At 64.9% G+C, this 13,705-nt stretch carries 20 protein-coding genes; 9 read left to right on the top strand and 11 right to left on the bottom strand.

Features of this window, described 5'->3' with window-relative positions:
• Positions 1-41: 41 nt before the first annotated feature.
• Both SH602x_RS24970 and SH602x_RS24965 read right to left on the bottom strand, forming a co-directional pair.
• Entirely contained in the window at positions 42-1,295 is a 1,254-nt protein-coding gene (locus tag SH602x_RS24970; protein WP_479474851.1) for a cysteine desulfurase family protein, read from the bottom strand.
• A 191-nt stretch (positions 1,296-1,486) separates the two neighbouring features.
• Entirely contained in the window at positions 1,487-2,434 is a 948-nt protein-coding gene (locus SH602x_RS24965) for a hypothetical protein (RefSeq protein ID WP_479474850.1), read from the bottom strand.
• 246 nt (positions 2,435-2,680) lie between these two features.
• Between SH602x_RS24965 and SH602x_RS24960 the strand changes: the two genes are divergently transcribed.
• A complete protein-coding gene (locus tag SH602x_RS24960) occupies positions 2,681-3,124 on the top strand; it encodes a hypothetical protein (RefSeq protein WP_479474849.1) in 444 nt (147 codons plus the stop codon).
• On the top strand, positions 3,121-3,411 hold the full coding sequence (locus tag SH602x_RS24955) for a hypothetical protein (protein WP_479474848.1): 291 nt from the start codon (positions 3,121-3,123) through the stop codon (positions 3,409-3,411). Before SH602x_RS24960 ends, SH602x_RS24955 begins: the two co-directional genes overlap by 4 nt.
• Positions 3,412-3,651: 240 nt before the next feature.
• Here SH602x_RS24955 and SH602x_RS24950 read toward each other — a convergent pair whose 3' ends face one another.
• Entirely contained in the window at positions 3,652-4,497 is an 846-nt protein-coding gene (locus SH602x_RS24950) for a transposase (protein WP_479474298.1), read from the bottom strand.
• Between the two features lie 261 nt (positions 4,498-4,758).
• Between SH602x_RS24950 and SH602x_RS24945 the strand changes: the two genes are divergently transcribed.
• The 7 genes from SH602x_RS24945 to SH602x_RS24915 all read left to right on the top strand — a co-directional run bounded on the left by SH602x_RS24945 (position 4,759) and on the right by SH602x_RS24915 (position 9,419).
• Complete coding sequence (locus tag SH602x_RS24945; protein WP_479474847.1) at positions 4,759-5,091, top strand: hypothetical protein; 333 nt, start codon at positions 4,759-4,761, stop codon at positions 5,089-5,091.
• A 117-nt stretch (positions 5,092-5,208) separates the two neighbouring features.
• A complete protein-coding gene (locus SH602x_RS24940) occupies positions 5,209-5,694 on the top strand; it encodes a hypothetical protein (protein ID WP_479474846.1) in 486 nt (161 codons plus the stop codon).
• A 119-nt stretch (positions 5,695-5,813) separates the two neighbouring features.
• Positions 5,814-6,614 (top strand): LamG-like jellyroll fold domain-containing protein, encoded by an 801-nt coding sequence (locus SH602x_RS24935; RefSeq protein ID WP_479474845.1) that lies wholly within the window; start codon positions 5,814-5,816, stop codon positions 6,612-6,614.
• A 55-nt stretch (positions 6,615-6,669) separates the two neighbouring features.
• Positions 6,670-7,512 (top strand): hypothetical protein, encoded by an 843-nt coding sequence (locus tag SH602x_RS24930; protein WP_479474844.1) that lies wholly within the window; start codon positions 6,670-6,672, stop codon positions 7,510-7,512.
• Positions 7,513-7,701: 189 nt separating this feature from the next.
• Entirely contained in the window at positions 7,702-7,980 is a 279-nt protein-coding gene (locus SH602x_RS24925) for a hypothetical protein (RefSeq protein WP_479474843.1), read from the top strand.
• Positions 7,981-8,151: 171 nt separating this feature from the next.
• The gene (locus SH602x_RS24920; RefSeq protein ID WP_479474842.1) at positions 8,152-8,706 is read left to right on the top strand and encodes a ParB N-terminal domain-containing protein; all 555 of its coding nucleotides are present in this window, start codon (positions 8,152-8,154) and stop codon (positions 8,704-8,706) included.
• Positions 8,682-9,419 (top strand): hypothetical protein, encoded by a 738-nt coding sequence (locus tag SH602x_RS24915; RefSeq protein WP_479474841.1) that lies wholly within the window; start codon positions 8,682-8,684, stop codon positions 9,417-9,419. The genes SH602x_RS24920 and SH602x_RS24915 overlap by 25 nt, the downstream gene beginning before the upstream one ends.
• Here SH602x_RS24915 and SH602x_RS24910 read toward each other — a convergent pair.
• From SH602x_RS24910 to SH602x_RS24875, 8 genes are all read right to left on the bottom strand, one after another.
• Positions 9,304-10,467, bottom strand: coding sequence for a tyrosine-type recombinase/integrase (locus tag SH602x_RS24910; protein ID WP_479474840.1), 1,164 nt, complete (start codon positions 10,465-10,467; stop codon positions 9,304-9,306). The two genes, SH602x_RS24915 and SH602x_RS24910, sit on opposite strands and share 116 nt — an antisense overlap.
• Positions 10,468-10,470: 3 nt before the next feature.
• A complete protein-coding gene (locus SH602x_RS24905; RefSeq protein ID WP_479474839.1) occupies positions 10,471-10,707 on the bottom strand; it encodes a helix-turn-helix domain-containing protein in 237 nt (78 codons plus the stop codon).
• A gap of 259 nt (positions 10,708-10,966) precedes the next feature.
• Positions 10,967-11,110: a hypothetical protein gene (locus SH602x_RS24900; RefSeq protein ID WP_479474838.1), complete on the bottom strand. Its 144-nt coding sequence runs from the start codon at positions 11,108-11,110 to the stop codon at positions 10,967-10,969.
• Positions 11,111-11,123: 13 nt separating this feature from the next.
• The gene (locus SH602x_RS24895; protein WP_479474837.1) at positions 11,124-12,086 is read right to left on the bottom strand and encodes an IS1595 family transposase; all 963 of its coding nucleotides are present in this window, start codon (positions 12,084-12,086) and stop codon (positions 11,124-11,126) included.
• A 3-nt stretch (positions 12,087-12,089) separates the two neighbouring features.
• Entirely contained in the window at positions 12,090-12,773 is a 684-nt protein-coding gene (locus tag SH602x_RS24890) for a hypothetical protein (RefSeq protein WP_479474836.1), read from the bottom strand.
• A 51-nt stretch (positions 12,774-12,824) separates the two neighbouring features.
• Positions 12,825-13,220, bottom strand: coding sequence for a hypothetical protein (locus SH602x_RS24885; protein WP_479474835.1), 396 nt, complete (start codon positions 13,218-13,220; stop codon positions 12,825-12,827).
• Positions 13,221-13,234: 14 nt separating this feature from the next.
• Positions 13,235-13,459: a hypothetical protein gene (locus SH602x_RS24880; protein ID WP_479474834.1), complete on the bottom strand. Its 225-nt coding sequence runs from the start codon at positions 13,457-13,459 to the stop codon at positions 13,235-13,237.
• Complete coding sequence (locus tag SH602x_RS24875) at positions 13,456-13,701, bottom strand: hypothetical protein (protein WP_479474833.1); 246 nt, start codon at positions 13,699-13,701, stop codon at positions 13,456-13,458. Before SH602x_RS24875 ends, SH602x_RS24880 begins: the two co-directional genes overlap by 4 nt.
• Positions 13,702-13,705 lie beyond the last annotated feature (4 nt).

Raw genomic sequence — 13,705 nt, 5'->3', positions numbered from 1 at the left:
GGAACATCCGGGCAGAATGAGGAGAAACCTGACAGCCCGGATTATAGCGTTTTTCGCTTCCGTTCGCGTCCGAAACCGGGCGCATTTCCTGAATCGTTCCGTCGTCGCAAGTCGTTCACTAGTATGGAGATGCGAAGAGCGTATGCTTCGGCGAGAGCGGAGTTTTGCACATCGCCGAAGCTGAAGCGGAGCGCGCTCGACAACGCCGCCTGCGACACCCCCATCGCAGCGAGCACGGCGGAGGGTTCGCTCGACCCGCTGGCGCAGGCCGATCCGGTCGAACAGGCGATGCCGGCGAAGTCGAGGGCCAGGAACAGGGCCTGCCGATCGAGGCCCAGAAACGAGACGCAACTGGTCGTCGGCAGCCGGGGAACGGACGCCGCGTGAATCTCGAGATTCGGAATCTCCTGGCGGAGCACGTGCTCGAACGCATCGCGCGCCTGAGCCAGCCGGGCGGGGCGACCGGCTTCTTCCTCATGAACCAGTCGCAAGGCCTCGGCGAATCCGATGGCCAGCGCCGGATCTTCGGTGCCGGCACGCAGCGACGCCTGCTGAAACCCGCCCAGGAGCAAAGGCTCCGGCTCGATCCCGCTCTTGAGAAGCAGGCCGCCGATCCCGCGCGGGCCGTGGAACTTGTGGGGCGCGACGGTCATCGCCGCCACGCCGAGATCCCGAAACGAGACCGGGATCTTGCCGACCGCCTGCACGGCATCGGTGTGCAGCCAGACGCCGCGGGCAGCGCAGAGCTTCGCCGCTTCCTGCACCGGCTGGATCGCGCCGGTTTCGTTATTGGCGAGCATCAGGCTGACGAGACAGGTTTCGGCGTTTAGATATCCTTCCAGCGCACTCAAGCGAACGACGCCGTCCATGCCTACCGGTACGCGGTGAACGCAGAACCCGTCGCGAACCAACCGTTCTTCGAGAGCGGCGACGCTGGGATGCTCGATTTCTGAGAGCGCTACGTTCGGCCAACGCATCTCTCCCAGCAGGCCTCGCTTCGTCAACTCCTGCCGCCGACGTCGAGCCAAGCCCCAGACGGCCAGATGATTGGCTTCCGTTCCGCCGCTCGTGAGGATCAGACGATCGGCGTCGAAGCGATCGACCTCCGCGCCGAGTCCGCGGGCGATGGCTTCTCGCGCAGCTTCGAGCGCCTGCCGCGCGCGCCGACCCTCGGCATGCTGGCTGGCCGGATTGGCGTAGCGGGCCGCGTAAGCCTCCGCGATCTTCGCCGCGACGCGCGGATCGACGGGCGTCGTCGCCGCGTGATCGAGATAGACGGGTTCGGTCGGGTTCACGCTTCAGTCGAACTTTCCACGACAGTCGTCGGTGTGCCATGGCTGGCTTGTCCAGCCGTGCGGACTAAGGAAGCAAGCGCCCGTCTAACGAACGCTGCGAGCGGTCGATCGACCATCTGAAGGGCGGAGTCGTACTAGCCGCCCCGGTCACGGCTGGGCAAGCCAGCCGTGGCACACAGGCTCTATCCGCGTCAGGATCCCGCTGCGGGTACAGTCGATTCTTCGGTCGCCGATTCTTCAACCGCTGGCTTCCCCTCGGCATCCTTCTCGTCGCTCTCGCCTTCCGATTTCTTCTCCTCCCCTTCGTCGTCGTCGTCGGCTGGCGTTTCGACGACGAGCGGCTTAATGATCTCGGGATCCATTTTGGATTCCTTGACGACCGCGGCTGACGGTTCGACGGCGTCGGCGAACAGAATCTCCCGCCAGTCGGGCTTCGCGAAGAGAGCGGCCCGGTCGGCCAGCCGATCGGCGACGGCCGTGCGACCGCTCTTGCGTTCGTCTTCGGCGAGGTCGGTGTAAATCGCCTGCATCTTTTCGAGCAACGCCGGTTCGAACGCGGCAGGATCTTCCGCGTCCCGGGCGAGGTCCAGAATCTCCGGCACGTAGACGTACAGGTAATCTTCCGCCAGAGACGCGACGCAGGGCCAGAGAACCTTCGCCATCTCCGGATGGTCGAGCGACCAGCGGTGCCACTGGAACCCGCCCGTCGGACCGATCTCGTCAATCGCCCGCGTCAGGATGGCGGCGTCCTTGTACGACAGGGGCGAGATCTCCTCGCTCCACAGGACGTCCCAGCGACTTGCCTGCGCCTGGAGCGGAACCAGTTTCTGACCCACCAGGTAGGACTCGAACGAGGTCCGTCCGATCGGCGATCGCGTGACGCCCCAGAGTTGGTACTCGAACGGATGCAGCTCGCCGAAGCGGTAGCTGCGTCGTTCCCAAACCTGGGGCGAGAACTCTTCGCCTTCGTGATTAATCGTCGAAGTGACGTAGATCATCCCGCTGCAACAGAGCATCGTCGCCAGCACGGCCAGCGCCGTCGCGAGCGCGCAGCCCCACGGCGTTCCGCTCGCTGGAGCGACCGGCCGCGAAGCGTTCGCCGACGCGGCGCGCGATAGGGAGCCGGACGCTTCGCTCATCAGTTCGATCGGCAGCGGAAAGAGACGGGCAAGGCCCTCATCTTAGCGCCGGACTCCAGGCTTTAGCGCCGTAAGCGCCGAGCTGATCGTGCGGCAGACCCGTCCGATCGATGCGTCGAGTTCGTGCAGAGCAGGGCCCGCGCGAGGCCGGAAGGAAAAGTGTTGCCGATCCGAGGGGACGGCTCATAGAGTATTACTGAACAAGCGATCAGTATCGGGCGGCGACCGGGGCGAGGCAGACGAACGATGAGAGCGACGCTCGCCGTGGACCAGGTCGAACGGATGCCTTGCGAAAACGGCATGTCCGTCCAGACGCTCGCCGCGGCAGCCCGTCCCTTCGACGACGAAGAGTTCGACCCGCTCGCGACGTCGATCGCGCGGCTGGATCAGGAGCTGGACCGCCGGGATCTGCGACTCGACGAACCGTTCGTGCTGGTCGTGTCGCGACGGTCATCGATTCCGCTCGCGCTCTGCGGCACGAAGTCGATTCAACGCTGCGACCAGTCGCACCCCGGTCGCTGTCGACGCGCCTGCCGGCCACGCTCGCGGGAATGGCGGGCGGAGCTGGACGCGGCGAACAGCGGTCCCGACGGGGACGATCGTTACGAACTCAGCTACCGCGTGCGGTGGACCTCCGACTGGTACTTCGACGATTTCGCCGCCCTGACGCGACCTGCGAGCCATCGATGAGACGACCCCCGAAGTACTGGCGCGAACTGGGCGCCGTGGCGCTGATGCGCATGGGCCGGTCCGACTACGCGGAGATCGCGGAGCTGGTCCAGCTCACGCCTGCCGACGTGGAGCGAATTGACGAAGCGTCCGAGGAGCGGATCCGACGCTGGGCCGTCGACGGCACGCCGGCAGGGGAGTTCGCCGAGTTGACGCATCCGGTCCGGTGCAGCGGCTGCGGCGGCCTGATCGACAAGGCGCCCTGTCTTCAATGCCAGGTCGAACGGCAGTCGCGGGTCGTCGCGTAGCGGCGTGGTGGTCGATCTGGCCTTAGTCGTCATGTCTGCTGGCTCTGTGTGCCATGCCCACATCTCCGAAGGAAGGGTGGGCATGCCGAGCGCCGGTCGGAACCTAAATGCCCGAGTCATATCGCGACGAGAAGCGAACCCGATCGAAGTAGCCGTCAGGCAATGCCTGACCTACTGGACCGTCTAGCGTTCGATGTCAGGGTTATCGAAGGCGTTCGGGTGCCACTGCAGCATATTGCATCACGCGGTTTCGGCTCGCAGGAGCAGGTAAGCGTGATGGAGCAAGATCTTATGGCTGATCCAGCGATCGACTCGATGCAGCCTTCGCGCCCAGTTGGGCAGGCCCTTCAGGCCGAAGCCGAGGTTGGTCATCCTCCCGAATTGTCGCTCGATATGTTCGCGGGCGACGCGGATCCGTTCGCCGAGCGGGTGGTTCATGATTCGATGCACGACCTTCCGCCGAGGGTGACCGCCGGGGCTGACGTAGTTCTTGATGAGCGGACAGTAGAACTTCATGCCGGTCCCTTTCAGGCAGTCGTGGATCGGACCGCTGTCGTAGTTCCCGTCGGCGAAGACGCGTCGCACGCGCGGAGCGAGCGGAGGCAGCAGACGCTTGGCCGCGACTCGCTCCTGTTCGTTGAGAGGTCGCACTTCATGTCGCAGCACGACGCCCCGCCCGTCGACGACGGCATGCAGCTTGTAGCCTCGTCCGAAGCGGCGATACGCCCGTCCGTTCTTGGCGTCGCGATCGCGGCTGTAGTCGCTGACGCGGAAGGGCTGCCCGTCGATCGCGGCCGTCGGAGTCGGCTCGCCCAGACGCTCGGCGATCGCGGCCTGGGTCGCTTCGCGAGCCGCGAGGAGTTCAGGCTTTCGCGAGCGCCGGCTGATCGTGCTGGGGTCGGGGATGCGTGCGGGCCGGCGTTCGCTCGGCCAGTTCTCCGCCTGGCAGGCCCAGCACATCGGTCGGTCGTGCAGCACGGCCCAGAGGATCACCGCGACGATCTCTCGCGAGGAGTAGACGTACGACGAAGGCGACTTGTCTTCCGGCACGAACTGCACGACGATTTCCCACAAGCGATCTTCCATGACCTGCCCCTTTCTTCGTTTGGCGACGAGAAAAGGTAAGTCTGGAAGATCGCTGCATTTACGGACAAGACGAATCCAAAACGGCCCGTGCAATTTGTTGCACTGGCTCCGCCAGTGCCGTGGCTGTTTCGATCGCCCAACGCGGTTGACCGAGATTTCGGGGCGGGGCACTGGCGGAGCCAGTGGCACCCGCCGAATGCCTGACATCGAACGTTAGACGGACTACTACGAAAAAATGCTTCATCCCTGGAAAGGTTGCACGTGATCGACGAAAGCTCCCTGTGGACGATGGCCGAACAGACGCCGAGCCTCTCGGCGCTCGCGCTGCTCGTCTTCTGGTTTCTTAAGCATCTGCGGGAAGAGCGCGAGCTGCGCGATCAACAGATGCAGCGTTCGCTCGAACTGGCCGAGCGCGTCGAAGGTCGACGCCTGGAGGCCCTGCAACGCGTCTGCGGCGAGTGCCGCCAGGCGCAGCGCGAATCGACCGCCGTCGTGCGGGAGTCGACGCGGGTGATCGCGCTCTGCACCGCCGCGCTCGAAGAAGCGGAGCGTCGGCGCGAAGCGCACGCCCCTTCCGCCCGCGGCGCCGCCTGAAGACTTACGCCCTTGCGCGGGACGCGGGTCTCCCTGATCCCGCCCGACGGGCTCGGGGGACTTTCGTACCCCCGCTGAGATGATTCGAGAAATCGCCGACAGCATTCAAGGTTCCTCATGCACCAGACGCGACTGAAGTACGGCGCTCCGCAGACGCTCTCGATCAACCTCGCCTCGCTCGCGACCTCGGGCACGGCAGGGCGACAGAGCGACTTCGTCTCCAACGCCGGCGAAGGATACGCCGACGTCCTGCTGGAGCTGACCGTCGTGCTGCCGACGGGAACGCCGGTAGGAGAGCAGGCGGTCTTCCTGTGGGCCGCCGCTTCGCTCGACGGCAGTCTGTTCACCGACAACGCGTCGGGCGTCGAAGGGGCCGTGACGATGCGCGATCCGTCGAACCTCGTCCTGGTCGGGCGGCTCGACTGCCCCGACGCGGGCGGCCTGACGTATCGCTCGCCGCTCTGGTCGCTCGCGTCCGTCTGGCAGGGCGTGCTGCCGCCTTACTGGTCGGTCGTCGTGCGGAACGTCACCGGCCTGACGCTCGCGGCAGGAAGCCAGGTCCGTTACGTCCCGATCTCCACCGAACTGCGGCGGATCGTCTGATCGCTGCGCCTCCGTGTGCCACGGCTGGCTTGTCCAGCCGTGCTTTACGGGGAACGTCGCGCTCACGGCTGGGCAAGCCAGCCGTGGCACACAAGATCCTCCTTTAAGCAGCCTGACCATTGATCTCGACTTACGCCATTCGCCGGGAACGCCTGATCGGAAGCGGACGCGAGAACGCCCTTCGCGCTCCGCTGCCGAACGTTCCCCTGTCGACGCGACAGCAGGGGGGCATCGCATCGCCGACGACGCTGATCGGCGCGACGCCGCCGCGCACGGTTCGCGCTCCGGAGATGGGCGTCGACGTCTGGGCCTTTCGCGGAGCGGAGGGCCTTGCGCACGACTCGAACTTCGCCTGGCCGTCGACCGAGTTCTCGGTCAGCTTGCTCGTTCGACTGCGAACCGCGGCGACGCAGCAGACGCTGATCGCGGCCGACGACGGAACGCAGCGCTCGTTCAGCCTGACGTCGCTCGCGGGCGGAACGCTTCGTTTCACGGTCCATTCCGGCGCCTCGTCGACCGTCCTGACGACGTCGACCGCGTATGCGGCCGGTCGCTGGCGCTGGATCACGGCGGAGTACGAAAGCGGAGCGATGCGTCTGTTCGTCGACCGCAACGACGCGCCGAGCGCCGCCGGTCCGGCGAGTTGGAACGTCCCCGCCACGGCGATCACCGTCGGCTGGCGCGACGACTTCGGCTTCGAGGACCGGCTCGACGGCGACGTCGCCTGGTTCGGCGTCTGGACGCGTTCGATTCCGCGGGCACAAGTGCGCGAGATGCACCGGCGCCTCCGTCCTCCCGGCGACGTTCGTGCGCGGAGCGTCTGCGGCTGGTCGTTCCCTGCCGTTCGCGCGTTCGCTCCGATCGCGGCGTTGTCGCAGCGTTCCACGCCCCTTCGCTCGCCCGCGTCGATCGTCGGCTGAATGCGGTTCGCGCTCTCGCGATCTACCTGGATCTCTGTTCGTCAGGAGCTTCGTCATGTCGGTGGTCTATCCCGGGGAAACGGCGACGCTCCTCTTCGCGACCCAGGATCCCTGGTCGGGCGAAGCGATCGCCGCCGATGCGCTGCCGACCGGAACGCTGGTCCGCGGCGGCGTCGCGACGGCGGTCAGCGTCAGCGTCGCGTCCTTCGCGACGGGCCTTTACCGCGCGACGGCGATCCTGCCCGTCGATGCCGCCGCGGGCGAGTGGTGGGAACTCGCGGTAGCGGCGACCGTCGCCGGCGTTCCTGCGAAGGCGGCGATCAGGATCGGGCGCAGCGAAGCCCGGCGGATCGAGCCCTTCTTCGACGCGTCGGGTCGGGTCGACGTCGGCAGGTTGCTCGGCCAGACGGTCGAACTCTCGAGCGACGATCGCTTGCGAATCGACGTCGCCACGCTGGCGGGAGAGGCGGTGGCCCTTTCGGCAGCGAACCGGTTGCAGGTCGATCTGCGGGAGATCGTCGGCTCGGAGAGCGCGGCCGTCGATCTGGCTGCCGGGGCGCCGAGGCTGGATGCGAACGTTTCGTCCCGATCGACGCATGCTCCGGCCGACGTGCGGGCGGCGATCGACGCGTCGTCGACGAAGCTTGCGGAGATCCTGGCCGGCGTGGCGACGCTGACGAACGAACCGCTGGCGGAGATCGCATCGGTCGCCGACATCCCGCCCGAGCCGACGCTTCGTCAGGCGCTGATGCTGGTTTACATGTGGCTGCGGAACGATTCGCAGGCGAGCGCCACGCTGCGGCGGATCGTCGACGCCGCCGGAGCCCCGGTGCTCGAAGCCGATCTTGCCGACGACGGAACGACGTTTTCGCAAGGAGCGCTGCGTTCCATTTCTTAGTAGTCCAACCGGATTCGCTCGTCAGGTTCGACAACTCTGTGTGCCATGCCCACATCTCCGAAGGAAGGGTGGGCATGCCGGGCGCCAGCCGAACCTTACATGCCCACCCTGCTGGCGCGATGTGGGCATGGCACACATGACAGCTAAGCCTCGTCAGACCCGCCCTCCAAGAAACGGAACTCGATGCCCATGCTCGCTCCCTCGACTGAAAGCCTGCGTCGATCGCTCACGGCGACGCTGCCGGTGGCGAACGGTTCGATCGACCTGCTCGATCGTCGCCACGTGCTGTTCGTTTCGCCGCGGTACGCCCGGGCGATCGCTCGTGACGGAGAGGGCAGGGCGGTCCTGCATGGTCGCGTCGGGTCCTTTCTCGCCGGCGCGCGATCAGCGACGGACGACTCCCCCGGCGCCGTCGCTGCCGCAGGGTTTACGCCGGGAGCCTTCGCCGCGACGGGAAGCGTGACGTGATGAAATCCTGTGTGCCATGGCTGGCTTGTCCAGCCGTGCAGGACACGGCAGGAACAGGCGTCGTCTTGGGACATCGTTCGCGCGGCGGTCTCGCGGCCGGGAGTGGACGACCGCATTCACGGCTGGACAAGCCAGCCATGGCACACAAGTAAAGACTCTGAGGTTCCACCCATGCACATCCGCGACCGAATCCGCGAACTCCGCCGCGTGCCGGCGAGCGTTCTGCGTCCCCATCCGAAGAACTGGCGGACGCATTCCGATCGACAGCGGGACGTCCTCCGCGGCGCGCTGGCGGAGATCGGGCTCGCCGACGCCGCGCTCGTCCGCGAAGACGAAGAGGGCGCGCTGCACTTGATCGACGGGCACCTTCGCGCCGAGACGCTGGGAGACGGAAACATTCCGGTCCTGGTGCTCGACGTGACCGCGGAGGAGGCGGACAAGCTGCTGCTGACCGTCGATCCGCTCGCGGGACTCGCCGGACGGGACGACGACCGGCTGGCCGAACTGGCGGCGAACGTCTCGTTCGAGAGTCCTGCCATCCGGGCCATGCTCGATGACCTGCGAAACAAGACAGAGAGCGTCGCGTCCGAGAGCGATCCGCCCGAGGTCGACGTGCCCGAGACGTATCACGTCATCGTCGCCTGCCGGGACGAACGGGAGCAGCGCGAAGTCTTCGAACGTCTGCGAGGGGAGGGGTACGCATGCCGCGTCTCGACGTTGTCGTAGAGACTCCTGTCGTCGATTCGTTCCGCGTCCGCCAGGTCGCCGGCATGTTCGACGTGCCGCTGGAAACGAGCATCGGCGAACGCTTCACGGCGGAGCTTCCTGCGCTCGAAGAGCCCTGGCGGATCGGCGCGATCGTCGGACCCTCGGGCAGCGGCAAGTCGACCATCGCACGGGCGGCCTACGGGACGCGTCTCTTCACCGGCGCCGAGTGGCCGGAGGATCGGGCGGTCATCGACGGCTTCGGCGAGCGACCCTTCGGGCAGATCGTGCGGATGCTCGCCTCGGTCGGCTTCGGCAGTCCGCCGAGCTGGATCAAGCCCTATCGCGTTCTGTCCCAGGGCGAACGCTTCCGCTGCGATCTGGCCCGGGCGCTGCTGGACGCGGATCGTGCGGAGACGTCGGAAGCGAACGACGCGACCGGCGATCCGCTGGTCGTGTTCGACGAATTCACCTCGGTCGTCGACCGGACGGTCGCGCGGATCGGCTCGGCCGCGATCGCGAAGGCGCTGCGCAGCGAAGCGGAAGGCTCGCTCCGGCGCCGCTTCGTCGCGGTGACGTGCCATTACGACAATATACGGTCAATTCGTCGCTCATCGCCTAACTACCGCTCCCGTCGCTGCTTGCGTCTGTCTTGGCGTCATCTGACGGGGCCGGATGTACGCTGTCTTGTACTTTATTCTCGGTCGGACGGAAAACGGCGTCGACTTCGTTGAGGAATTCGTCGCTCCGCATATCGACCAAATGGGCGTAGTGCCGGAGGGTTACGGCGGGGTTCGCATGGCCGGCGACGGACGAGACGCGGCGAAGGTTCTTCGTCTTCAGCAGCATGATCGTGATGCCGGTATGACGAAGATCGTACGTTCTGATCGGGGGGAGCTTCGCGGCGTCCAGGACGGGGCGCAGGTAGTGGACGCTGAAGTGCGTTCGACGGAACGGTCGCCCTCGTGACGATTTCCAAACGAAGCCCTTTCGTCCGCCCTTCGCGGCGTGCTCCTCGATCGCTTCGCGGGCGATCGCCGGAAGAGGAATGCGGCGTTCCGATCCCTTCGTCTTCGGCGCCTTCAGTCGCAGGCTGTGCGACAGATCCTCAAGCGTCTGCCGGATATGGATCGTTCCGGTTTCCAGGTCGACGTCTTCCCATTGCAGGGCGAACGCTTCGCCGGGTCGGATCGCGCAGGTGAGCAGCACGACGAAGAGGGAGTAGTTCGCCGTCTCCTTCGCCGCCGCGAGAAACGCCAGGCACTGGTCTTCGGTCAGCACGACCGCCCGTCGCCGCTCGACCTTCGGAGCCGAGAGGACGGAAGTCGGCGAAGTCCGAACCTCGCCCATGCGGACGCACCATTTGAAAAACTGACGAAGCAGTTTGAACACGCGGTATCGCTGGTCCGGCGTGAGCTTCAGTTCGCCCATCCAGCGGTCGATCTCCATCGGGGTCGAAGTCGCGACCGTCAGCGAATCGAGATAGGGCAGGGCGAGTTTGTAGGCGTATTCGAGCGACAGCCGCGTATTCGGCTCGACCGTTTTGCAGTGGCCGTCCAGCCAACGCTTGACGAGCGGTCCCATCGGCTTCGTCGGGTCGAACTGGTAGGCGCCTTCCTTCTCCCCGATCGTCTTCAGCCAATTCTCTGCGGCGCCCTTCGTGCGGAACGCCTGACGTGCGACGGTGCGTCCCTGCGTCGTTTCGATCTGGATCTCCGCGTGCCATCGCGAGCCGCGTTTGCGGAGGGTTCCAGTTCCTTTTTGACGACGACGCTTCGCCACGATTTAGGTTCCTGATTCGACGAATTCGGCTTTGAAGTATCGATAGACGCTCGCCCGCTGAATCTTCCACGGGCTATGGCGAGCCTTGCCCTTGACGCCGGAGAGCTTCCCTTCACGAAGCAGTTCTGCGACGGTGCTAGCCGACAGACCGGTGATCTGGCAGACCTCGCTCGTGGAGCATAGCCCGCCGATGTCGCTAAACGCTTTCAGTTCTTCCATCGCCGTTTGCGGCGCTCGCATGGTCATTCCTCCTGTGAATCGATCAGTTCGGCGCAGGTCTGCCGGATGATGTCTGCGGTCGCGATCACAATGCCTCCTCGTCACTCCACTCTCTGCTCAGGAGCAACGTCGCGGCGCCTTCGTTGCCGTTCTCTTCCCACCAATCAGACGCGACCTTCTGCCAGCCGGCTTTCGTGGAATCGAACTGCCCCGAAAGGATGGGCAATGACTGACTTGACGCATCACGAACGCGCGGATTGAAAGCGGCTGAAATGGACACTCAGTTTTTTCGCTTCTTCTTTCGAGCCTTCCGCTTCGGAGCGCTCGCGATCTTCTGTTCGACTTCCTCTTTGGGGACGTTGACCAGCTTCTTCGTTAGCTCGTCGAACGCCTTCCAGCCTTGCGGCTTCTTCGCCTTCGCCATCGTCGAACCGTCCTTATTCGAGACCCATGAAACCGGCATCCTCGATGCCGCAGAGCTTGCGATACGTCAGCCGCTTGCCGATCGTCTGAGCGACCAGATCGCGGAAGCGAACCCCGTCGCCGACCTTCCGATTGTTGAATCGGTACGCCTGTTCCGCGACGTAGCGGTTCAGGTGGAACGGGGCGACGGCGATATAGGTTCCGTGCAGGCCCCGCTTCAGGAGCGACCAGAAGTTCTCCACGCCGTTCGTGTGGACCGCTCCCCGCACGTACTCGCGGGAGTGATCGACGGCATCGTGGACGTGCGTCAGGCACAGGTCGCCGTAGGCGCTCGCCTGATCGGTGTAGACTTCCGCGCCGTAGCGGACCTTCCGGCGAACGTCGGTAATCAGCCGGTCGCTGGTTTCGCTGCCGATGACGGCTGCGGAAATCTGACTCGGCTTGTCGTCGATCGCCCGTTGCAGGACGCCGTGAACCGCGACCTTATTGAGCGGGCCGCGTCCCTTGATTCGCTTCGCCCGCTTGTGCTTGTGCATGTTCTCAGCGCGACCGCCGACGTAGGCCGTGTCCGCTTCTGCCGGCCCGTCGAACTTGTCGAACGACTCGCACTCCATCGCCTTGCGGATGCGGTGGAGCATGAACCACGCCGTCTTTTGCGTGACCCCCAGCGCCCGCGCCAGTTCGTGGCTGCTGATTCCGTTCTTGCAGTTCGCGACCGACCAGACCGCGACGAACCATTTGTCGAGACCAAGCGGGGAGTCCTCGAAGATCGTGCCGACCTTCACGCTGAACTGTTTGCGGCAGCCCTTGCATTGGAGCTTCCGACGCGACTTGATTTCGCCGATCTGCTTCGACTCGCAGGCGGGGCAAACCGGCTCGCCTTTGGGCCAGCGGATCGACTTCAGGTAGTCGTCGCAAACGTCCAGATCGGAGAAGTACCGGACGGCTTCTATCAAGGTGCAGGGGGTGTCGGTCATGGACTATCGGCCCTCCTGAAGCAGCCGCTGAATGAAGTCGCCGCCAAGAGAATCCAGTGCCGCCCGATCGTCGTCGTCCAGTTCCGGGAGGGATTCAGCGGCGAAGGGCAGCGTACGAAGGTTGCGGAAACGCTCCCAAGCCTTCCCGACCGACCCGCTTCCGGGGAACAGATCGACGAACTCGTCGTTCGGCTCCATGTTCAGCACCTCGAAGATCCAGAACGAGAAGCCTTCAGGCTTGGCGCCGGGACAGCCCTTCTTCAGCGTGATGCACTCGGAAACCCAATCGCGGACGGTCGGCATGGTTCGGGGCCGCTTGCGACCCCCTCGCACGATAACCGGCTCCCATGCGTAGGCGACGGTTACGTTCGCCTTGAAAACCGCGAACGGTTTTACCCACGCCATGACGCGAACGTCTTCCGGGCACATTGGCAAGATGATCTTCAGCGACGGGCTGTGCAGGCTCAGCGCCCAACCGTCCGGGAACTCGTCGCAAAGCCGCTCGACCAACGCCTGGTGTGTCTCGGGCTTGTCGTAATCCGAGGCGTCGGCGTGCATCGAGCCGTAGAGCTTTTGACCGCAGCCGAGATAAGGCGGGTCGGCATAGGCGAACTTCATTTCAGACACCGTAGCTACTTGGGCGATGCAACAACTACCTAATCGTAAACAGAGTCGTCGATGCGTCAACCGCCTAAATGTCGATTCGGCGAAAGTATCTCGCGTGATGCTCCAAGTAAGTCATTGCCAAAGGATGCCCCGGCAGGCCCCTCTCAGGATCGAACGACCGCTCCACGTCAGGCCGTAGACGACGCAATCGATCAGCGATCCGGCGACTGTCATCGTGTTCGACGCTTGGCAGTCCCAGCCGGTGTAATCGCAGGACGCCTCGATCGCTGCGAAGCGGCCGTCTTTCAGGACGAACAGTCCAGCGACCGACGTTTCGCTTCCGCCGGGGTTCTCGACCATCGCAGCGACGACTTCGGCAATGTCCGTCCTACTGAACGGCTCATCGCTGACGCCGTAGGCTGAAACGTCCTTCGTGGTGTTTCCGCTCGACCGATCGCCGAACGACTCGGCCCAATCGTCGTCAAGCAGGATCTGCTCTAAGGTCCAGTTCTCGCGTTCGTCGCCCATTACACCCCAGCCTCCTATAAGAGTTCATCCACCGCCGCTTTCGCCTGCTCCAAGCTCCCCGCGAAGCCGCACCTGCGATCCCCGCTGTCAGGCGCCCCGTCGTAGCCGTCCGCCGCGTACAGCCAGTCGAACGCCGTCGTCGGAACGGGCTTCGGGCGATATTCGATCTGAAAGCCGCGGTACGCGATCGCCGCGATGGCGACCTTGCCGACTTCGTACGCGGTTTGGGGGTCGGTCATGGGGTGGCAGACTCCGCTTCGACCTGCTCGGCCTTGCCCCACAGCAACGCCAGTTCCTGCGCGTCCTTCGCCTTGCGGCTGAAGCTGCCGAGGCGGCCCGCTATGTCGTTCAGGACGCCGCGAAGCCGCTTGTTCTCACGCTGGACGCGATCGAATTCGCAAAGCAACTCCGGCAGATCGCCGCCGAAGAACTGCCCCTTCTCTGCGTGCAGTCGAATCTCGGAAAGTCGTTCAGTGTCCAATGCC

The sequence above is a fragment of the Lignipirellula cremea genome (genome assembly GCF_056501455.1).
Note: the sequence above shows the minus strand (reverse complement) of the source record. Positions and strands in the feature narration are given on the sequence as shown.